This is a genomic window from Oceanirhabdus sp. W0125-5, from assembly GCF_027938815.1.
GTDB lineage: Bacteria > Bacillota > Clostridia > Clostridiales > Clostridiaceae > Oceanirhabdus.
Genome location: NZ_CP115913.1, coordinates 3,463,837 through 3,485,024, shown reverse-complemented (window position 1 = coordinate 3,485,024; position 21,188 = coordinate 3,463,837). Strand labels below are relative to the sequence as shown.

The following is a 21,188-nucleotide window of genomic DNA, read 5'->3' as shown; positions in this document are numbered from 1 at the left end:
ATAAAAATTATGAGTGTGTTTTATGATCCCTCGGACTTAGTTCGAGGGATTTTTAATACAAAAAGGAGGTTTGACGTGTTAAGTAAATTTGATTATGTAAAACCACAAACACTTTCAGAAGCACTGAATTATTTGGAGCAGAATGCCAGCACTAGAATTTTGGCTGGTGGAACAGACTTAATGATTATCCTTCATCGCAATGTAGAAACCCCTGAACATATTCTTGATATTAAGGGAATACTTGAAACAAAACTTTTGGAATATAAAAAAAATGAGGGTTTATTTATAGGCGCTTCAGTTACCGTTAATCAGGTTGCAGAATCTAAGTCTATCCTTGAAAAATATCCTGCGCTGGTACAAGCAGCTAACTCCCTTGCTTCATATCAGCTGCGAAATCGGGCTACAGTTGTGGGGAATATTTGTAATGCATCACCTGGAGCAGATCTTGCAGGTCCCCTTATGGTATACGATGCAAAGATTCTTATTGCAAGTGTTAAAGGGACTAGAATAGTTGATATCAATTCGTTTTTCCTTGGCGTAAAGAAGACTGTGTTGAAGGCAAGTGAACTTGTAATCGGTGTTTTTCTTCCAGATGTTTCAGATGGGGATAATAGTACATTTTTGAAGCAAACAAGATTAAAGGGGCATGATCTTGGCATAGTTGGTGTTACTGCCAGAATGACTGCGGATAAAAAAATCAGGTTAGCTATGTCTGCTGTGTCAACAACCCCTATAAGGCTATATCAACTTGAAGAGACTTTAAGTTCACAGCCTTTAACTTCTGAACTTGCAGTTATGGCTGGAAAAGAAGTACGTAATATCATAAAGCCAATTTCAGATGTGAGATCATCAGCTGATTATCGATATCATGTATCTGAAGTTCTAGTAAAACGAGCTCTGCAGCATTTATCATCCATGGGAGGTGAATAATTATGTGTAAAAAGCATAATAATCAGGAAAATTGCTTTACACATGTTGATTCTGGGCTTGAATCAGTGATGCTTAATTGTATCGTAAATGGAGAAAAAGTATGTGCTTATATTGATCCTACAATGACTTTACTAAATTTTTTACGTAAGGAATTAAAGCTTTTCGGCACAAAAGAAGGCTGTGGTGAGGGTGAATGTGGAGCATGCACAATAATTATGAATGGTAAGGCAGTTAATTCATGTATCATCTTAGCTTTGGAAGCTGAAGATGCAAACATCTTGACAGTAGAAGGACTTAATAAAAATGGAAAAATCTCAATACTTCAGCAGGAGTTCATAAAGCATGATGCACTTCAATGTGGCTTTTGCACTCCAGGTATGTTAATGTCAGCACGTGCTCTTTTAGATAGAAATTCTGACCCTACTGAGAAAGAAATAAAGGAAGCTATAGCAGGAAATTTTTGTCGCTGCACAGGATATGTTCCCATTATTGCAGCAATTAAACAAGCCGCTAAGCAGGAAAGGGGGGAAATGAAGAATGAGTGATAAAAAATACCGTCATATTGGAAAATCTTTTGACCGAGCTGAAGCACTAGAAAAAGTAACAGGACAGGCGGTTTTCACCTATGATATGGAATTGCCAGGAATGTTGTATGCAAAGTGCCTTTATTCACCCTATGCAAGAGCAGAAATCCTATCCATAGATGTATGTGAAGCTAAAGCATTACCTGGGGTTAAAGCTGTACTTACAGGTGATGACATACCTTATCTTGTTGGACTATATATGATTGACAAGCGTATTCTTGCAAGAGATACTGTTAGATATCAGGGAGAACCAGTGGCTGCTGTTGCTGCTGTTGATGAAAAGACTGCAGAACTTGCAGTATCCAAAATAAAAATCAAGTATAAGGAGCTTCCTAGTATACAAACTATTGATGAAGCATTAGAAGGGAAAATACTTGTTCATGAAGATATAAACGATCTTGAATATATTAAAGGTGTTTTCTTTCCACAGCCTGATTCTAATATTGCAAGCTGGAACAGAACAAAAAAGGGAGATATAAAAAAAGGTTTTGAAGAGGCTGACCTGATTGTAGAAAATGAGCTTACTCTTCCTGCAGTTGCACATGCGCCTATGGAAACCCATGTTGCCATAGCACAGGCTGACACCTATACAAACAAGGTTAAAATATGGTCTTCAACTCAATCACCTTTTGGAGTACGGAAGTTGCTGGCAAAAGCACTTCAGATATCAACTGGTGATATACAGGTAATTGCACCTTATGTGGGTGGAGGTTTTGGAGGAAAGGCAGGAATACACCTTGAACCACTTGTAACAGTTCTCTCACGTACATGTAAAGGTCGACCTGTAAAGTTAACAGCAACAAGGGAAGAGGAATTTAATCAACTTCCCACTAGGGCTGGAATGCGTGGACGTATTAAGACAGGGGTAAAAAAAGATGGAAAGATTACTGCTGTTGAAATTTATTATGATTGGGATAGTGGGGCTTATGCTGATTACGGTGTAAATGTTGGGAAAGCAGCAACCTATTCAGGTGCAGGTGCTTACGAGATACCTAATATAGAGATACATTCTCGAACACTTTATACAAACAAAGTCTTTAGTACAGCTTATAGAGGTTTTGGCCATCTTGAAACACATTGGGTTGTCGAGCGTCATATGGATATGGTGGCGCAGAAACTTGGAATGGACCCTTATGAATTCCGTATGGCGAATATATTAAGGTCAGGTTCTCATACAATAAGTGGGGAGCTGATAAATGAAAATTCAGGACGTCCTGCTGAATGTTTAGAAGCTGTAGCAAAAGAAATCCACTGGAATGGATACAGTTCTGAAGAAGAACGTAAAGAAAGCTGCAAAGCAGGAAAACTTCGTGGAAAAGGAATTGCTTGCCTTCAAAAAGCTCCTGCAATGCCTCCACATACTTCTACATCTGCAATTATGCAGATGGATGATGATGGTAATATACGTATTATGCTTGGAGTGGTAGATATGGGGCAGGGAGCGAATACAATAATGGCTCAAATTGCAGCAGAAGTACTTGATATGCCAATAGAAAAGGTGAAGGTAATGTGGGACAACGACACAAGCCGTCATCCTTATGACTGGTCTACTGTTGCTTCAAAATATACATTTATGGGTGGAAATGCAGTAAAGAAATGTGCTGAAAATATGCTTGATCAGATGAAGGAAATGGCTTCTCAGGTGCTTAGAACCTCAGTTGAGTATCTAGCACATGGAGATGAATATATATATCATATCCATCATAAGGAGAGAAAAATAAAGTACAAAGACCTTGCAATTGGCTATGCTTATGAAAATGGAAATGGTATCGGTGGTCCTCTTATAGCAAAGGGCACCTATATGGCTGATGGGCTTACTTTTTTGGACCCAGTAACAGGACAGGGATTGCCTGCTCTTGACTGGACATTTGGAGCTCATGGAGTTCAAATAGAGGTTGATATTGAAACCGGAGACATACAGATTCTCAAAATAGTTTCTGCTTTTGATATAGGTCAGGCAATCAATATGAAGCTTGTTGAAGGTCAGATCAATGGTGGAGTACTACAGGGAGTTGGATCTGCAATAATCGAAGGGTATAAGTTCAGTCCAGAGGGCAAGCTGATGAATCCTTCCTTTACCGACAATAAAATACCTACAGCAAAGGATATTCCAATGAAGGTGATTCCTATTATAATAGAAAATCCACAACCAGATGGACCATATGGTGCTAGAGGTATTGGTGAACACCCTATGATTTCTGTGCCATCTGTTATTGGAAATGCACTTTATGATGCTTTAGGGATTAATTTTTATAAGTTGCCTCTTTCTCCTGAAAATGTTGCACTTGCTATAGCAAAGAAACTAGGATAGTAATATTAGGATATTGTGCAAATGATTTTAAAGCACTACTTGACGTAGGGGAATAAAGTAGAAATCTGATATCTTGGGAGTGGGATGTCAGATTTTTTTTATTTAGAAATTCCTCTTTAGAGAGGTATATTTACATATTTGAGATTATGTTAACTGAAAAAATGTAAACAAAATCTTCAAACTATACACACGTTAAAAATTGTAGATTGATACAATGATGGTATTTTTGTAAGTTATAAAGATGCAATATGTACTAAAACCTTAGCAAGATATAACACAGTAAAATATGCTAAAGAGGATAAATGATTTTACTTTTAAGAAAGATAGTAATGATAATATTTCTTATGAAAATTATAGAATTTTAAAATATGGGATTATAAGTTATAATAATATTAAAGGTAATATGAAGTGATTTTCACATGAACAGTGAAATAAGTGGTGGTGATAAAATGAAATGGAATGAAGTTAGAGAGAAATATCACAATCAATGGATATTAATAGAGGCATTAGAAGCAGATTCAAAGGATGGTAATAGGTTAATAAAAGATGTTTCTGTTATTAACTCGTATAATGATAGTAAAAGTGCATTAAAAGAGTATGCTGAAAAGCATAAGAAAAATAAAAGCAGAGAAATGTATGTATATCATACAAAAAACCAAGAACTTGTGATAAAAGAAAGAACAAGGATTGGAGTACGCAAGAATGGGTGAACCCTCCCACCAGTTGCTTACGCAGAACTGGGGGCTTCTAGTATCATGTACTAGAATTTTTCCTGTTTCCTAGAACATCGCCATATAGGTCTTATGCGTTCTCCACAGGCTTGACTTTCCCTAGGACCTAGGGTAGTTACCGTTTTGTAGTATTCTAAGTTGCCTTAGATATTTTACATGATGGAGGCTAAGCTTGGTTTTCGCTATATTCGTATACCCATCACAACCTTATATATCTAGTTTTCAAAGAACATTTATACTTATAGTATATACATTTTCTTATGATTTTACACTTGTAAGCTATAGTATCTTCAGAAGGATATTGAATACTTCTGAAAATAGTATTATCCATCACCCACTTATAAAAGATGGTTGACTTCCACACAATTATGGTTAAACATAGAAGAAAAACATGGGTTACCTTTCTGTACAATATCGTTATTCCATAAGGGCAAAGTTTTAGAAATTGATAATGTCTTGATTGATACAGGATCAGGTGGGACCATATTGAAGATGGATTGTGTAGAAGAAATAGATATTTCAATAGAGGAAGACGATACTATAGAAACAATATCAGGTGTTGGTGGTACTGAATTTGTATACTTAAAATAGGTAGATTGTGTAACTTTAGGACATATGAGCATAGATAACTTTAAAGTAGAGATAGGCGTTATGGATTATGGATTTAATATTAATGGTATAATTGGAATGGATTTTTTAAAAGAAGTAGGCGCGATCATAGACCTAAATAAATTTATCATTCAATAGAACTATAAAAACCTTAATACAGTATCCCTTTATATTAAACGCTTGATTTTGAAGATATTAAATAAGGAAGAACTTATATTTTTAAACATGATAAAATTGATAATAAATAACTTTGAAATACAGAATTACCAATTTATTAATAAGATTTATAAAAGGGGTGCCGATTTGGTATCCCTTTCAAGTTGATAAATGAGTAAGAATATTAATGGTTAAAAAAATATGGGATATGATATATTCAAGGAATAAAATTATAAAGTTTAATCATGTTGTTTAATCAATGAAAGGATGAGAGTATGGTAAACTTAAAAATATCTGATTTAAGAAAATATTTAAAGAGCAAAAGTAATGAAGAACTGCAGCAGGAGATAGTTGATATAGTTAAGAGTTTTAAAGATGTGAAAGCATACTATAATGTTAAAATTAATCCAAAGTATGAAGAAGAAATGCTTTCGAAGTATAAGAAAGTTATAAAAGAGCAATTTTTTTCAAACAGAGGTTTTAGATCTATGGATTATTCTAAGGTAAGGAATGCAATAAAAGACTTTAAAAAAATATCTAATACACCAAAGAATATTGCAGAATTGATGCTTTTTTATGCTGAAATTGGAGTTGAGTTCACAAATACATATGGAGATATTGATGAGAAGTTTTACAGAAACATAGTGAAAGCGTACTATAATGCTTTAGAATATATATTTGATAATGATTTAGATGAAGTATTTCGAAAAAAAGCTCAAGAAATCTTTAATAAATCACTAGGCATAGCTTGGGGATTTGAAGAATCAATGTGTGATATATTTGGAGATTATTATAACTTTGATTTTGAAGAGGAAGAATAAGTTAATATAGAAGACGTTTAAAGATTAATTATAAAGGAATAATAAAAGCTGGAAAAGTTAAAAAATTGCTTTAAAGATTAATTCTGTATTAATGAAAGAGAAGGGTTAAAAATGAATAATGATAAACTGAAAAAGAAAGTAATTGCTGCGGTAAATAGATTAATCAATGAAAAAGGATATTCAGCTCCTGTAGATGTGTTAATGGAAATAGAAGTGCTATCAAAAAAAGGCTATGAAGACTGGAGAAAAGGTAAAGTTGATTACTTAGAAAGAGTTTGCCATACTAATTTAAGTAAATTAAGTTTAATTATGAAGGTGTTAAGAAATTATGCAAAAGAAAATAAATTAAAGAATTCTAAAACTGTCTATATGAAATGGGGAAAAGGAGCTAAGCAGAGACTTAGATTTTCTAAATCTGGAATAAGAAATATTGAAGAAGCATATTCAACACATTATGTGAAAGGTAATTGCTAGAGCAAGATGGAATAACGAGGAGAATAAAGAACTACGACCTTGAGAATATATTTAATGAAAGATGGGAAATGAATACAGAGTATAAATCTGATATCTTGGGGATGTCAGATTTATTTTATTTAGAAATACTATTTTGAGCAATATTTACATATTCTAGATTATGTCAACTAAAATAATGTAAACCAAAACATTATTTAAAAGAATCCATAGTCATTACAACAAGTACAAGATCCTACTGTGGAGTAAAATATATAATTTATTACATATTTGTATTGTGTTGCATAAAAATATAATTTATATTTAGTATAGAAAGTTTAATTATCTTAATACATGAAATGTAATAAGCAATAATTGTTACTTTAAAAAAATATACCAACTAGATATTTATAAATGAATTTAAGAATATAAGAAGTATGAATCACATCAAGGAGGAAAATAAATGAGAAAAAATAAAAAGAAAGTGATGATTAGTTTTCTAATAATCTTAGTAGGGGCTATATTATTTATAAATAATATCATGATGGTAAACAAATCAGGTACAAGCAAAGCTGATAAAACCATTGACTATTCAACATACAATGAAGATATGATGAGATTTGAACTGAATTTAAAAAGTGGAAATTATAAATTTATGAAATCTAAAGATAGTCCATTTTTTGAATGTAGTCATTTAGAAGAAGCATATAACAAAGATAAAGAGTTTTCAGAAAAGAGTAAAACAGTTTATTTAGAGGATACTACAATCAAGTATGGGAAATACTTATTTACACAAAATGAAGAGTATATATACACTAAAATTGATAATGAGTTTGGATGGATTAAATACAAAGTTCCAATAAATGAAGAATATAAGAAGTACATTCAAGAGTTTTTCATTTCTAAGAGTAGCAGTAAAAAAGTAAGATTTATAATAGCACTGCCTTTTAATGAGTCTAATTTTGTTTTGATTGATGAAGGAATTGAAGATTCTAATCAATATATTTTAGATTTAAAATCAGAAAAAATTACTTGGACTAGAGGTAACTATTATGAATCACCACATATAAATTTTGAAACAGATATGTTGGAGTGTGGGGGAGATTTAAGTAGAACAACCTTCATTTTTAATAAGTTTGGTAAACTTATTGAGGAGATGTAATAGGGGAGTATTAAAAAATAGTTAATCTATTAGAAATATATTTATTCATTTTAACAAATTATATGGGAGGTCAAATATGAAAAAAATCATTTTACTATCATTATTGTTTTTCTTCGTAAGTTCTCTTATAGGGTGCAGTAAAGATAATGATTTAGCTATTTCAGGAAAGTATGAATTTGATAGTATTGTTTATCTTTCACCCTTAAGTTCATCATCAAAAGACTATTTAAATAAAAAAATGAAAGGAACTGTTTATACGATTAATAAAGATAGTTTCAAGGCAGTTTCTTCTGAAAATCATTATGAAATCTCGAAACTCACTTATAAAAGAAATAAAATGGATGATGAATTAGTACAGGCATTTAATGACTCTGTATGGGATTCTTCTTGGGGAAATATATCTATATCTGAATATAAAGAAAGATACAAATATAGCATATATAACGAACAGAATGAAAAAATCAATTTCTATCTGTATTCTATGGATGAGGAATTGTGGATTGCCTCATACACAGACAATACTGCCAACAATTCCGAAATTATAATGTCTATATACAAGTTAAAATAGTGTGAAATTATAAGTATAATATGTAATTTTGATAAATGTATATACTTATTTTAACCACAATTTATCTAAAAGGAGATGCATAGACATGCCACAATTGATTGATAATCGAATATATTTAGATCCTACGAAGGAATTTTATAGTGAACAAAATAAAGCAATTGAATTGAAGTTAAATCATAAAAACTGTCCAATAATTATAGTTGAGGAAAAACTTGAATCTAACTCTAGATATCAGATTCAAGTGGAAGGTAATAATCTTGAGAATAGACATCTAATTTTAAGGTATTGGATGGCATTCTTTAATATTAAGCAAGCATCAGCTGAATATATAGGACTTGGAACATGGAATAATCCTACTCTTGATGATGAGATAAGGAGTCTTTTTACAATAATTGAAGAAGAGAAATACTCAAATCAGACAGAATTTATTATAGAAAGAAATGAAAAGCTAATCAACTACATCGTAAAGAAGTTTGAAGAAAACGTGGAATCATTAAGTTGGTTTAATTTTTCTTTTTTTAGTGATCTTGATGAGAAAAAGTACCAATTTATATCATCACATTTTGGAACTGAAATATATTGTTTTGATTTAACAAATGAACAAGTTGAGGTATTATTGGCAAATTTAGATGGCAATAACTTATTTATAAGAGTATCAAAAGATGAAAAGTAGTAGAAGACATATGGATGGCAGCATACTACTGGAACAGATGAAGGTTTTAATGTGTAAAGTATGGGTGGTGAATAAATTGGAAAGATGTGATAATTGCAATAACGTAACAGAAGAGTGTTATTATATAGAATGTTTTGGAGCATGGTTAATTTATTGTAAAGAGTGTTATGATGATCTTAGGAATGATAAGAGTGAAGATCAGAATTGTGCAGAATCATAACTTATAAAAGGGATAGACATATGCTTGTACATTAAAAAAGTATATGTCTAATCACAATAGTTGTCATAGTTAATCCATAAATAAGAATAAACAATTATCACCTCATTATTCAATATAGTAACATATAAATCAAAATACATCTAAGAGGTTGATTCTTCAACGAAGAAACAACCAATAATATAAAATTGAACAATACTCTCTCATACGGTGATTGGGTATAATATACAAAGGCGTTTTTGCATATATTCCTACTGGATTTAATTCAAATTTTTTAGAAATTATCTTTCCACGATAGACATGATAGTCATTACTGCACACACCAACTTTTATATTATCCCTATTGTCAATATTTCTAATAATATCATTAGCGTTTTTAATATTTTCATATGTATTAGTTGATTTCTCTTCTTTCAAAATTCTATCATTATCTATGCCTTTTTCAATAAGATATTTTTTCATTACATAAGCTTCTGAAAACTTTTGGTTATAACCAGTTCCTCCGCAAACAATTATCTTACAACTCTGATTGTCATTTATAATTCTTATAGCCTTATCTAATCTGTTCTTTAATTCTAATCCAGGTCTGTCTCCAATCACTTGAGTTCCCAGAATTATTACATAATCCATATCACTAAGATTGTTCTTGTCACCTTGATAACTTATCATACATTGAATAATTACAAAAGAAACAATAAATAAACTTATACCAAATGTTACAATTTTGTTTAGTAAGTTCTTTTTATATTTTTTATTAAATAGTCTTAATAATCCATGAGTTATGAAAACTATACCTATAAATACGAATAGCTTTAATCCCAAATAAAATCCCCATCCTAAAGAAAATCCAAATAAACAATAAGCCATATTGAGTATTCCAAGTACGATTAATAATATACTGAAATATTTATAAAGTCTTTCTTTAAATTCACTCATAACTTCCACCTCTCTAAAACAAAATATTTAATAATACAATAAATTTCCTTAATTATATTATTTTACAATATTTCAATTCTATCATAATTGACTTTAGGTAATCAAGAGAGTATTGTTTTTCATTTTATGATAATTAAACTCTTGTTTTACTAAATATTTATATATTGTGAATATTTAGCTTCTATTATTTACATTTTCCCCTCGATATAATAACATATATTTATAGTAAAATTATTAAATGGTATTTGTGGTCTAACATTCCATATGAGTGAAGATTCCATAGGTGTGTTAAGAGAATGAATGAGAATGGGAGTGATAGATACCAGGACAGAGTTGTGAAGACGAAGAAAAAGGGGGTTGTTATGACTGAGTTGTTAAAAAATGCTTTTACAGGAATAAATATTATTCCTACTGTGTTGTTGATAATAGTATTTTTCTATTGGATCAGCGTTATTTTCGGGGCATTAGGTTTTGATTTTCTAGATTTTGATTTAGATGGAGTTGATAATTCAGGGCCATTCTATTCGGTATTATCATTTTTAAATCTAGCAGAAGTACCTTTTATGCTGGTCTTTAGTATTTTGATTTTAAATTTTTGGATAATAGCTATGTTAATGTATTATCTGCCAATAGCCCCTGGAGGTCCATTGAATGCAGTATTGTTGCTGCCCGGCTTGGGGGTTAGTATGTTTATTACAAAGTATGAAACGATTCCTTTAAAGGGCCTTTTCAATGACCGCAGTGCTCAAGAGGAAAGAGGAAGTGAAGTAATTGAACATCAATGCATACTTAAGTGTGATGTGGAAAATGGACGATTGGGACAAGCGGAAATTGAAAGAGAAGGAGCTTCAATAGTTATAAATGTGAAGTCTGAATTCCTTCAAGAGTCATTCCACAGAGGTGAAGTCGCATTTGTTATCAGAAAAGACACTGATAAAAATATATATTATATTGTTAAAATGGAGGAGAAGAAAAATGAATTACTTGGTTCAGATACTATTAGTTAGTATTGTTGTATTAGTTGCAGTATTTATAGGATTCCTAGCATTGTTTTCTTTATTCTACCATAAGGTAGAGCAGGGTAAGGTTATAATTAGAAATGGTGTTGGAGGACAGAAGGTATCCTTTGGTGGTATGTTTGTAATACCAATCGTGCATAAATACGAGGTTATGGATATTTCTGTTAAAAGAGTTGAGATTGCCAGAGAAGGTAAGGATGGTTTGATATGTAAGGACAATCTAAGAGCTGATATTAGGGTTGCATTCTTCGTTAGAGTAAATCAAACAAGAGATGACGTACTTAAAGTTGCACAGCTTTTAGGATGTCAGAAGGCATCTGATCGTACTACTTTGATGGAATTTTTCGATGCTAAATTCTCAGAAGCTTTAAAAACAGTTGGTAAGAAATTTGATTTTGTTCAGTTGTATACTGAAAGAGAGACTTTTAAAGATGAGATTCTTCAGATTATAGGAACTGATCTAAATGGTTATGTTATGGATGATGCAGCAATTGATTATCTTGAACAAACTGACGTTGATCTTTTGAATAGAAATAATATCTTAGATGCAGAGGGTGTTAAGAAAATTATTGAGCTTACTGCAAAACAGAGAATATTAGCTAATGAGATAGAGAGAGAAAGAGAGAAAACTATAAAGCAGCAGGATGTATCTGCAAGAGAGGCAATATTAGAACTTGAAAAGCAAAATGCAGAGGCAGAAGCAAAACAGAAACGAGAAATTTCTATTATTAATTCTAGAGAAACTGCAGAAGCAGAAAAAATAGCTCAGGAAGAGAGATTAAAAGCAGAGCTTGCAAGAGTTAAATCTGATGAAGAAATAGAAATTGCAGAGCAAAATAAAGAGAGACAAGTAATTGTAGCTCTGAAAGCTAAAGAAAGTACAGAAGCAGTTGAGACTGAAAGAGTTGATAGAAAGAGATTACTTGAAAGAACAGAGAAAGATAAGTTAGTTGAACTTGCTGTTATTGAAAAGGAAAAAGAAGTAGAAGTTGAAAAGAAAAATATTCAGGCAGTTATAAGAGAAAGAGTAGCAGTTGAAAAGGATACTGTTGTTGAAGAAGAGAGAATTAAAGATACTCGTGCAATTGCAGAGGCAGATCGTTATAAAACTGTAGCTATTAAAAAAGCTGAAGAAGAGGCTGAGAAAGAGCGTATCATTAAAGTTAAAACTGCTGAAGCTTTAAAAGAAGCTGCTGAACGTATTGCAGAGAAAACTGTTATTGATGCTGATGCTAAACTTAAGGCTTCACAAAAAGAAGCTGAGTCAATTAAAGTTATTGTTGATGCTAAAGTTCTTGAGGAATCAACAAGTGGTATTGCAGAATCAAAAGTTATAGAAGCAAAATCACTAGCTCAGGCTAAAGGTGATGCTGCTATGGTTGAAGTAAAAGAGAAAGAGGGTACAGTTGAAGCTGATATCTTGAAGAAGAAATACATGGCAGAAGCAGAAGGTATCAAAGAAAAAGCTGAGAGCATGAAGGCTCTTGATGAAGTTGGTAGAGGACACGAGGAGTTCAAACTTAAGCTTGAAAAAGAAAAGGCTATTGAACTTGCAAATATCAACATTCAGAAGGATATCGCAGAATCTCAAGCTGCAGTTATCAAAGAAGCTCTTAAATCAGCTAAGATTGATATTGTTGGTGGAGAGACAATGTTCTTTGATAAGATTATTGGTTCAATTGCTCAAGGTAAATCTTTTGACCGTCTAGTAAATAATAGTGAAGTACTTACAGATATTAAAGAGACATTTATTACTGGAGATCCAGAGTACTTTAAGCAGCAATTACAAGAGTTAACAAGTAGATTTAACTTAACATCAGAAGATTTGAAGAACCTATCAATAGCAGGTGCTGTTAATAGAATGATGAAAGATGCTGATGGTGCCGATAAGACAATGTTAGGTAAGTTATTAGAAACTGTTAATAAGGCTGGGGTTGGTAATTTACCAGCAAATATGATAGAAACTACACATTAAATGAGGTAGATAAAGTTGGGTGTTAAAGAGAATAAAGATAAACAGATTAAAAATAAAGATATGGAAAATAGCACATATGAGGTTATTAAAAATCGTCTTACAAAACATGGTGATGACTTAAAGGAACGTGTTGAAAGCCTTAATGCTGTGAGAAAAGAAGTCTTTGGTTCAATTGAATCAAAGCTTCTTAGCAGCGAGAGAATTATAACAGAGAATAATTGTATACCTAGAGATATGGCGCCTGTAGATGATTACTTTATTTTTGGATACAATGTCCATATAGGTCTTAAATCCAAGGTTGAACTGAGTGATGTATTTTCTGTATATAAATATAAAGATCATACATTTCAGAAGCAGACATTTGACTTAATTAATGATGATCAGTTTTTGAAAGATTTTGATGATCTCTATAAGTATTATAAGAATACCTTTTTCGCTAAGTTTACAATTATAGAACCATATTTCTATATGATTTTTCAAACAGGAAAGAATGCAACTGATATTAAAGCATTTAAATGGTTGATTGAAGGCGATAAGCTAAAGTATGTGGACTGTAGAAGTGAACATGAAGTTAAGTTCGTTAATAAAAATGAGTTCAATTTTGTTAAAGCAACACGTGATGATCAACGAAGTGGTCTTTACCCACATGTTTCAATTCAGGATAAGGTCTTTGTTGAAACCCTCAATGGAGATTTAACGATTAAAGTTGAGGATAATACTGAGGTAGGTAAGGGTATTTATTCAGAAGATGTAGAGGATAAGGATCAGAATCTTGATGATGCTGAAATATTCTATGCTGATCTAGGTGAAATAGTAATACTAAAAATTCGACCATATAAGGAAAAAGATTATAGGTACTTTGTTTTTAACAACAAATTAAAGAATGTTGTAAGAATAGATTCGATTAAAGATACTTGTATGCTTTTACCTGGGAATCATGGTCTCATTTTCCCCAAAGGTTATTATCTACAAAGTGGAGAATATAAAATATTTGATGTTCCATGTGAGGATTCAGTATTTGATCAGATGATAAGCTCATCTAATGGTGAAGATTATCAGTATATTTTTTATAACATAGATAGCGGAATATACTTGGTGTATTCATATAACATAATTGAGCAAACAATAGATACTCCAATTGTCTGCAGCGGGTATTCACATTTCAATAATGGTGAAATGATTGTTTTTAAACATGAAAATGAACCAAGAAAGAATCATATGATACAGATATGGCAGACACCTTATGTGGGGAAAAATTATGTAAGTGAAGGTCACAGCGATTCAATCTTATTTAATATTGGTAATAAAGATATTGTAAACTGTATGGCTGATTGTAAGATTGTATTCAAACTGATTCAAAAAGGTGAAGGATATCAGAGTATTTACATTGATATTGTAAAAGAATCAGAACAAATAATTGATACCTATTTTTGGATTGATAAAGAAGAAGCATATAATTTAAAAGAAGTGCTTTTACGTATAAAAGAAACATCATCTTTTGCAATTGGTGAGTTTGAAAAGGTAGTAAGAATAAAAAACGCAACTAAAAAGCAGATAGATGATGTGAAAAATGAATCAGAGGAACTACTTAAAAAATTAGAGTATGGAACCTTTGATACAGTTGATGAATATGTAAAGGTATTGGCGGAAATAAGAAATCTTAGAGGGAAAATTGTTTCCCTAAGGGATTTAAGATACACTGACCTTGAGATTGTTGATTCACTTGACACAAGAGTAAAAGAAAAAAATGAGGAATTCTCCAATAAGTGCGTTGAGTTCTTAATCCAGCCTGAAGGACTTAAGATTTATGCTGATAAAGTACAAGAATTACAATCTGCTATTGATATGGTTAATAAATCTAAAGAAGGTAAAGAACTTACTGAGAAGATGGATGAAACTTCATCTGATTTAGAACTTCTTATAGATATTGTAAGTAACTTTAAGATTGAAGATCCTACAATGACAACACAGATAATAGAGAAAATTTCATCATTGTTCTCTCTGATAAATAATGCTAAGGCAAGACTAAAGACAAGGGTAGAGGAATTTTCTAAAAGTGAAATGACTACCCAGTTTAACTCTCAAATGAAATTGCTTAGTCAAGCTGTAGTAAATTATCTGGATGTTTCAGATACAGTAGAGAAATGTGACCAGTATCTTAATAAGGTAATGGTTCAAATACAGGAATTAGAAGGAAAGTTTGCTGAGTTTGATGAGTATGTAGTTAAACTTAGTGAAAAAAGAGAAGAGTTATATAATGCTTTTGAAGGAAAGAAACAGTCACTTTTAGATAAGTTAAATAAACGTATAGTTGGATTATTTAATTCATCTGAACGTATTATCAATGGAATAGCTAACAGGGTAAAAGGTTTCAATTCTATTGAAGAGATAAATGGATATCTTGCTACGGACATAATGGCTGAGAAGGTTAGAGATATTATATCTCAATTAAGAGAGCTTGGAGATAATGTTAAGGCTGATGAGATTAGCTCAAGATTAAAGACATTAAAAGAAGATACTATTCGACAGCTAAAGGATAAGCAGGAGTTATATGTTGGTGGAGAAAATGTCTTAAAACTAGGTAAACATCATTTCTCTGTAAACACAAAAGCTATAGATCTTTCCATGGTACAAAAAGATGACGGATTATATTATCACATTACAGGAACAGATTTCTGGGATAAGGTAGTACATGAGGAAATCAACAAGTATCAGCATGTCTTTGAACAGAGTATTGTATCAGAGAATGTGGATGTTTATAGAGGGGAATATCTTGCTTATACAATTTTTAAAGCTGCAAGAAATAAACAATTTGAAAGCTTAGATATATTGTATTCAAAGACTGAGACTCAATTAGTTGAAATAGTTCAAAAGTTTATGGAATCAAGATATCAAGAAGGGTATACCAAAGGGGTACATGATAGTGATGGAGCAAAGATACTTAAAACATTACTAGAATTACATCATAATATAGATCTATTAATATATAAGAGTCAGGTTAGAGCTTTAGCCAGATTGTTTTGGAAGCGTTTAGTCGATTCTGAAACTAAGGAACTGTTAATAGTTCGTTTAAAAGAATTAGCTAAGGTTAGCTTGTATTTTAACTCATCACCTAATTTGGATAATTATCTTCCTTTTATAATTGAAAAACTTAACAATGCATATAAGGATATAACCTTCTTTGATAACAAATATATCCCTGCAGCTGCAGAATATCTTTGTAAGGAGATCATGAAAGGTGAAGAGTTCGTAGTTAGTAAGGAAGCTAAAAAAATATATGATGGCTTTATGAACTACTTACGAGATAAGAATGCAATTGACCAATTCTCATCATCAGTAAAAAATAGCATAAACGATATTGAAGGTGTTTTCTATCTTATTAAAGAATGGGTTAATGCTTATAGATTGGATATCTTAGATAATAGTAATTTATTCGAAGCTCTGGATAAGGAAGAACTATCAGGCGTGCTTGATGAAGTTATTGTTATGCTAATCGAGAATAATGCTACTTTAGGCAGAGTAATTAATGTTGATACAAAGGTAACTATAAATGGACTTGTAGGAACACATGGTGTTATTAATGGAGGCAAATATACAATAGCTTATACTAAGTTTATGCATAAGTTAAAACATTACAGTGATTTTGTAGTTAATGACTATCTTAAGTTCCAGAATATCAAAAAGGAACTTATCCAACAGTTTAAAGATGAGCTTCATTTAGATGATTTTAAGCCAAAAGTATTATCATCATTTGTTAGAAATAAGCTGATAGATAAAGTGTATCTTCCATTGATAGGGGATAACCTGGCTAAACAAATTGGTGTTGTTGGAGAAAATAAGAGAACTGACTTAATGGGAATGTTATTGCTAGTTTCACCACCTGGTTATGGTAAAACTACCTTGATGGAGTATATAGCAAGCAGACTTGGTATTATCCTAGTAAAAATTAATGGACCATCTCTAGGGCACGAAGTAACATCATTAGATCCAGGGAAGGCTAATAATACTAGCGCTAGAGATGAATTAAGAAAACTTAATCTTGCACTGAAGATGGGTAACAATGTAATGATCTATGTGGATGATATTCAGCACTGTAATCCAGAATTCTTACAGAAATTCATATCACTATGTGATGGTCAGCGTAAGATTGAAGGGGTATACAATGGTGTTGGTCAGACCTATGATTTAAGAGGTAAGAAGGTAGCTGTGGTTATGGCTGGTAACCCTTACACAGAAAGCGGTGAAAAATTCAAGATACCAGATATGCTTTCTAATAGAGCTGATGTATATAATCTTGGAGATATGCTTAGAGAAAATGAAGAAGCATTTAAGCTTAGTTACATTGAAAACAGCTTAACATCTAATCCTGTACTAAGTAAGCTGTCAAGTAGAAGTCAGAAGGATCTATATGGTCTTATTGAAATGGCAAAAGGTGCAGAAAGAGAAAATGTTAACTTTGAAGGTACTTATTCAATTGATGAGCTTAATGAATATATTACCGTTATTGAAAAGTTGTTTAAAGTAAGAGATGTAGTACTAAAGGTTAACATGGAATATATATATTCAGCAGCTCAAGCTGATGAGTATAGAAATGAACCACCTTTTAAACTTCAAGGTTCTTATAGAAACATGAATAAGATTGCAGAGAAAGTTGTTTCTATAATGAATGATGAAGAATTGTTTGAACAAATTCTTGCGAGCTACGTGAATGATTCTCAAACACTAACAACTGGTGCAGAGGCTAATATGCTTAAGTGGAAAGAGATTGCTGGTTGTTTAAATAGTGAAGAGAAAGAACGTTGGGATGAAATTAAAAAGATATTTGTTAAAAACAAACTTGTAAAAGGTGATGACAAGATAGGTCAGGCAGTAATGGTTCTAAGTAATCTTACTGAGAATTTAGAGATGATTAAGGATATAATGGCTAAAAGTAAAGATATATCTTAGGTATGGAATTAATATAATAATAATGAGTAATTAATAAAGCACCCCCCAATTAATCAAGGAATAATATAATGTGATTAGTGGGGGGAGTTTTATATCTAATATAAACCAAAATAAGGAGTGAGTTGTATGAAAATAGGGTGGTTTCGAGGGCATCAAACTCCATGGAATCGTGGAACTATAGGACTTCGTAAAGAAGATGATATGATTAATGAAGTGTCCTATCTGGCTATAGAAAAACTTAGAGAATTAGGGTATGAAGTAATTGATTGTACTCCAACAAAAGAGGATTTTAAAAGTATTCATTCTACATCAGATAGCTTAAGAATGAGATGTGAAAAAGCAAATTCAGCTAAGGTGGATATAGTTATTTCAATGCACTTTAATTACTATAATGGTAAAGCGCATGGATGTGAGGTCTTTTATGTAAGCAATAATGGTAAGAAGATAGCAAAGCCAATACAAGATGAACTGATAAAGTTAGGTTTCTATAATAGAGGTATAAAGATTCATAAAAAACTTTATGTCCTTAATCATACTAATGCACCAGCAATATTAATTGAAGGGTGCTTCTGTGATTCAGAAAAGGATATGGCAATCTTTGATGCTGAGAAAATGTCCAATGCAATTGTAAAAGGAATAACAGGTAAAGAAGTTAATGCTGAAGAAAATAAAATGGATATTGAAGCACTAAAAAAATTTGCCGAGTCAATTGGATACAAGCTAGTAAAGAAGTAGAGTATTTCGTAATGGAGGTATAGTTGATATTAAACTAGATGTTCATATTATGAGAATTATTGGGGAGGAAAGGGTTGGTTAGTGAATATAGCTCTAAATGTGATATTTGTAAATTGAATTGATATTGTAATCAATAATGTACTAATTATTGGTATAATTTATATAGATATGGGGGAGATAGATATGAGTAAGTTCTTTGAATATGTAGAAAGATTACCAGTTTTAAAACAAGAAATAAGTCAATCACCTAGTTATGATTTAGAATTTTTAACAGAAAGCAAAATTAAAGAGATATTAGGTGCAGATAGTCCAATGGGGGCAGTATATGTAATGTATGATAAAGGTGTTCCTACATATGTTGGAAGGTCAAAAACTATTGCACAGAAAATTGGGGTTGATGAAAGGTCTATAGGAGAAAATCAAGCAACTGTGGCTACAAAAATTCTAAAAGAAAAAGGGTACTCTACAATGAGAGAAGCCAGAGAGTATCTTTATAATAATTATAAGATTAAGTTTATTCCTATAGACGATGAGAAGCTTAGATATACTTTTTTAATTTATTTAGCTATGGAGTTAGAAACTAAATTTAATAATTTTAAAGAAAGATAAGAATAAACCATTGACACAAATAGATATTTAATATAAAATAATCCATAAATTAGAATTTTGAGAGTGTACCTAGGGTTCCGAGCATTAATTTGCTGTCTGGTCCGAGCGGTACAGGTTGATTTACAACTACACTTTTGGGATAAAAGCCCGAAGGACGAGTCTCTTTTGAACTCGTTCTTTGGGTTTCTTTATTTATTTTTATATTATATTTTATTGGGGGAAAAGGAGGGTAGGCTAATGTCTATTAGTTTAAGAAAAAACATCAGGTATTATTATGGTTATAATTTATTTTCAAATCTTTTAATTTTAGGTCCAATAATGACTATCTATTTTTTCAGCAAAGGGTTATCATTTGCTGAGATAATGCTTTTAAGTTCTATTGCATCTGTCACTATTGTAATATGTGAAGTGCCAACTGGTGCGGTAGCAGATAAAATAGGAAGAAAAGCAAGTATGCTCTTAGGAGCATTGTTATGGGCAAGCAGCTTATTGCTCTTTGTATTCGGTCAAAATTTTTATGTTTTTGCAATAGCAGAAATATTTTTTGGAATAGGATCTACTTTTAAGTCTGGTGCGGATGTGGCTTTAATCTATGATTCTTTAAAAGCTGAAGGGCAGGAGCATAGATTTCAAGAAATTGAAGGTAAAGCAAAGTCATATCTTTTATATGCCCAAGCTGTAGGAAGCATAGCTGCAAGTTTTCTATACAGGATAAATAGAGAACTCCCTATGGTTGCATCATCTATATTTGTATTTATTTCAGTTCTTATAGGATTAAAACTTGTGGAACCTCCAATTGAGAACAAGAAAGGCAAGTATGGAGAGAAATATCTTAAACAAATAAAAGACAGTGGAATGTATGTAATGAAACATGATAAAGTCAGAGCTATAATATTATATTCAATGATGTTCTATGTTTTTTATAGATTTGGATTTTTCTTGTTTCAGCCATATTTTGAAGGGGTTGATGTGCCTGTAGAATTATTTGGTTTGATTTTTTTCTTTTTTAACATTGTTGCAGCTAAAGTATCAAAGAATGCTCATAAAATTATGAAAGCAACAAAGGGGAAAACTTTAATACTCCTTTCAGTTTTTATGGTTGTATCCTTTATTTTAATGGGTCTTTCAAAATGGTGGATTGGTGTATTACCTATGATGCTTCAGCAGGTTGCAAGAGGTCTTTATCATCCAGCTGTTAGAAAGCATTTAAATAAAAATATTCCATCTGATAAAAGAGCAACAATATTATCATTTTTCAGCCTACTAACTAACTTGGCAGGGGCAATTTTCTTACCTATTTTGGGATTGCTTAAGGATAAAACAGATATATTTACATTCCATTTGAGTTTAGGAATATCTATGTTAGTATTAACCTTTGTTTTTGCAATATATTTAAATAAAAAATTAGGCAAAAACAAATCTTTAAACAAGCTCTCAGCTTAAAAATGGAGTGTGTATATAAAAGTATCCATTTGAATTAATTAAAATTATTATAAATAGTGAATCACACAGAGTAGAGATCTGATATCCAGAACAGGGTGTCAGATTTCTTTTCGTTCAATTCAAACAAGAATTGTTTACATATTTAAGATTATGTAAACTAAAATAATGTAAACAAAAACATTAAATGAAACTAAAAAATAAATTTTTAGTATTTATTTTTACTGAGAGCATAATTAAACATAGATATTAAGTAATTTCAAAAATTATCTAATTTAAAAACATTGAATTTAAGGGATACTAATAATAGGATAA

At 31.5% G+C, this 21,188-nt stretch carries 19 protein-coding genes; 18 read left to right on the top strand and 1 reads right to left on the bottom strand.

Annotated elements, in window-relative coordinates; all coding sequences use genetic code 11:
- Positions 1-75: 75 nt before the first annotated feature.
- The 12 genes from OW730_RS16095 (at position 76) to OW730_RS16040 (ending at position 9,215) form a co-directional block, all read left to right on the top strand.
- Positions 76-930, top strand: coding sequence for an FAD binding domain-containing protein (locus OW730_RS16095; RefSeq protein ID WP_271225072.1), 855 nt, complete (start codon positions 76-78; stop codon positions 928-930).
- Positions 931-932: 2 nt separating this feature from the next.
- Positions 933-1,475 carry a (2Fe-2S)-binding protein gene (locus OW730_RS16090; protein WP_271225071.1) on the top strand — a complete coding sequence of 181 codons (543 nt, stop codon included), beginning with the start codon at positions 933-935 and terminating at the stop codon, positions 1,473-1,475.
- Complete coding sequence (locus tag OW730_RS16085) at positions 1,468-3,825, top strand: xanthine dehydrogenase family protein molybdopterin-binding subunit (protein WP_271225070.1); 2,358 nt, start codon at positions 1,468-1,470, stop codon at positions 3,823-3,825. The genes OW730_RS16090 and OW730_RS16085 overlap by 8 nt, the downstream gene beginning before the upstream one ends.
- A gap of 419 nt (positions 3,826-4,244) precedes the next feature.
- Positions 4,245-4,535 carry a hypothetical protein gene (locus OW730_RS16080; protein ID WP_271225069.1) on the top strand — a complete coding sequence of 97 codons (291 nt, stop codon included), beginning with the start codon at positions 4,245-4,247 and terminating at the stop codon, positions 4,533-4,535.
- A gap of 372 nt (positions 4,536-4,907) precedes the next feature.
- Positions 4,908-5,147, top strand: a complete 240-nt coding sequence (locus tag OW730_RS16075) for a hypothetical protein (protein ID WP_271225068.1) — start codon at positions 4,908-4,910, stop codon at positions 5,145-5,147.
- A gap of 24 nt (positions 5,148-5,171) precedes the next feature.
- Positions 5,172-5,303, top strand: a complete 132-nt coding sequence (locus tag OW730_RS16070; RefSeq protein ID WP_271225067.1) for a hypothetical protein — start codon at positions 5,172-5,174, stop codon at positions 5,301-5,303.
- Between the two features lie 293 nt (positions 5,304-5,596).
- Complete coding sequence (locus OW730_RS16065) at positions 5,597-6,142, top strand: DUF6155 family protein (protein ID WP_271225066.1); 546 nt, start codon at positions 5,597-5,599, stop codon at positions 6,140-6,142.
- Between the two features lie 111 nt (positions 6,143-6,253).
- Complete coding sequence (locus OW730_RS16060) at positions 6,254-6,616, top strand: hypothetical protein (RefSeq protein WP_271225065.1); 363 nt, start codon at positions 6,254-6,256, stop codon at positions 6,614-6,616.
- A gap of 439 nt (positions 6,617-7,055) precedes the next feature.
- A complete protein-coding gene (locus OW730_RS16055; protein WP_271225064.1) occupies positions 7,056-7,754 on the top strand; it encodes a hypothetical protein in 699 nt (232 codons plus the stop codon).
- A gap of 76 nt (positions 7,755-7,830) precedes the next feature.
- Positions 7,831-8,322 (top strand): hypothetical protein, encoded by a 492-nt coding sequence (locus tag OW730_RS16050; RefSeq protein ID WP_271225063.1) that lies wholly within the window; start codon positions 7,831-7,833, stop codon positions 8,320-8,322.
- Positions 8,323-8,407: 85 nt separating this feature from the next.
- On the top strand, positions 8,408-8,995 hold the full coding sequence (locus OW730_RS16045; RefSeq protein ID WP_271225062.1) for a hypothetical protein: 588 nt from the start codon (positions 8,408-8,410) through the stop codon (positions 8,993-8,995).
- Positions 8,985-9,215, top strand: a complete 231-nt coding sequence (locus tag OW730_RS16040; protein ID WP_271225061.1) for a hypothetical protein — start codon at positions 8,985-8,987, stop codon at positions 9,213-9,215. Before OW730_RS16045 ends, OW730_RS16040 begins: the two co-directional genes overlap by 11 nt.
- Positions 9,216-9,371: 156 nt before the next feature.
- On the opposite strand, the gene OW730_RS16035 is transcribed toward OW730_RS16040, so the two are convergent.
- Positions 9,372-10,148, bottom strand: coding sequence for a YdcF family protein (locus OW730_RS16035; protein WP_271225060.1), 777 nt, complete (start codon positions 10,146-10,148; stop codon positions 9,372-9,374).
- 296 nt (positions 10,149-10,444) lie between these two features.
- Here OW730_RS16035 and OW730_RS16030 point away from each other — a divergent pair, with 296 nt between their 5' ends.
- From OW730_RS16030 to OW730_RS16005, 6 genes are all read left to right on the top strand, one after another.
- The gene (locus OW730_RS16030; protein ID WP_271225059.1) at positions 10,445-11,155 is read left to right on the top strand and encodes a hypothetical protein; all 711 of its coding nucleotides are present in this window, start codon (positions 10,445-10,447) and stop codon (positions 11,153-11,155) included.
- Positions 11,124-13,142: a flotillin family protein gene (locus tag OW730_RS16025; protein WP_271225058.1), complete on the top strand. Its 2,019-nt coding sequence runs from the start codon at positions 11,124-11,126 to the stop codon at positions 13,140-13,142. Before OW730_RS16030 ends, OW730_RS16025 begins: the two co-directional genes overlap by 32 nt.
- A 15-nt stretch (positions 13,143-13,157) precedes the next feature.
- Entirely contained in the window at positions 13,158-18,089 is a 4,932-nt protein-coding gene (locus OW730_RS16020) for a DNA repair ATPase (RefSeq protein WP_271225057.1), read from the top strand.
- A gap of 126 nt (positions 18,090-18,215) precedes the next feature.
- Positions 18,216-18,824: an N-acetylmuramoyl-L-alanine amidase gene (locus OW730_RS16015; protein WP_271225056.1), complete on the top strand. Its 609-nt coding sequence runs from the start codon at positions 18,216-18,218 to the stop codon at positions 18,822-18,824.
- Positions 18,825-19,007: 183 nt separating this feature from the next.
- On the top strand, positions 19,008-19,433 hold the full coding sequence (locus OW730_RS16010) for a hypothetical protein (RefSeq protein ID WP_271225055.1): 426 nt from the start codon (positions 19,008-19,010) through the stop codon (positions 19,431-19,433).
- A gap of 237 nt (positions 19,434-19,670) precedes the next feature.
- Positions 19,671-20,876 carry an MFS transporter gene (locus tag OW730_RS16005; RefSeq protein ID WP_271225054.1) on the top strand — a complete coding sequence of 402 codons (1,206 nt, stop codon included), beginning with the start codon at positions 19,671-19,673 and terminating at the stop codon, positions 20,874-20,876.
- The last annotated feature ends 312 nt before the right edge of the window (positions 20,877-21,188 follow it).

Coding starts and splice junctions, on each gene's coding strand:
- OW730_RS16055 (WP_271225064.1), top strand. CDS start 7,056: ATGAGAAAAAATAAAAAGAAAGTGATGATTAGTTTTCTAATAATCTTA.
- OW730_RS16080 (WP_271225069.1), top strand. CDS start 4,245: ATGAACAGTGAAATAAGTGGTGGTGATAAAATGAAATGGAATGAAGTT.
- OW730_RS16090 (WP_271225071.1), top strand. CDS start 933: ATGTGTAAAAAGCATAATAATCAGGAAAATTGCTTTACACATGTTGAT.
- OW730_RS16070 (WP_271225067.1), top strand. CDS start 5,172: ATGAGCATAGATAACTTTAAAGTAGAGATAGGCGTTATGGATTATGGA.
- OW730_RS16085 (WP_271225070.1), top strand. CDS start 1,468: ATGAGTGATAAAAAATACCGTCATATTGGAAAATCTTTTGACCGAGCT.
- OW730_RS16065 (WP_271225066.1), top strand. CDS start 5,597: ATGGTAAACTTAAAAATATCTGATTTAAGAAAATATTTAAAGAGCAAA.
- OW730_RS16025 (WP_271225058.1), top strand. CDS start 11,124: ATGAATTACTTGGTTCAGATACTATTAGTTAGTATTGTTGTATTAGTT.
- OW730_RS16015 (WP_271225056.1), top strand. CDS start 18,216: ATGAAAATAGGGTGGTTTCGAGGGCATCAAACTCCATGGAATCGTGGA.
- OW730_RS16060 (WP_271225065.1), top strand. CDS start 6,254: ATGAATAATGATAAACTGAAAAAGAAAGTAATTGCTGCGGTAAATAGA.
- OW730_RS16040 (WP_271225061.1), top strand. CDS start 8,985: ATGAAAAGTAGTAGAAGACATATGGATGGCAGCATACTACTGGAACAG.
- OW730_RS16045 (WP_271225062.1), top strand. CDS start 8,408: ATGCCACAATTGATTGATAATCGAATATATTTAGATCCTACGAAGGAA.
- OW730_RS16050 (WP_271225063.1), top strand. CDS start 7,831: ATGAAAAAAATCATTTTACTATCATTATTGTTTTTCTTCGTAAGTTCT.
- OW730_RS16005 (WP_271225054.1), top strand. CDS start 19,671: ATGTCTATTAGTTTAAGAAAAAACATCAGGTATTATTATGGTTATAAT.
- OW730_RS16035 (WP_271225060.1), bottom strand. CDS start 10,148: ATGAGTGAATTTAAAGAAAGACTTTATAAATATTTCAGTATATTATTA.
- OW730_RS16030 (WP_271225059.1), top strand. CDS start 10,445: ATGAATGAGAATGGGAGTGATAGATACCAGGACAGAGTTGTGAAGACG.
- OW730_RS16010 (WP_271225055.1), top strand. CDS start 19,008: ATGAGTAAGTTCTTTGAATATGTAGAAAGATTACCAGTTTTAAAACAA.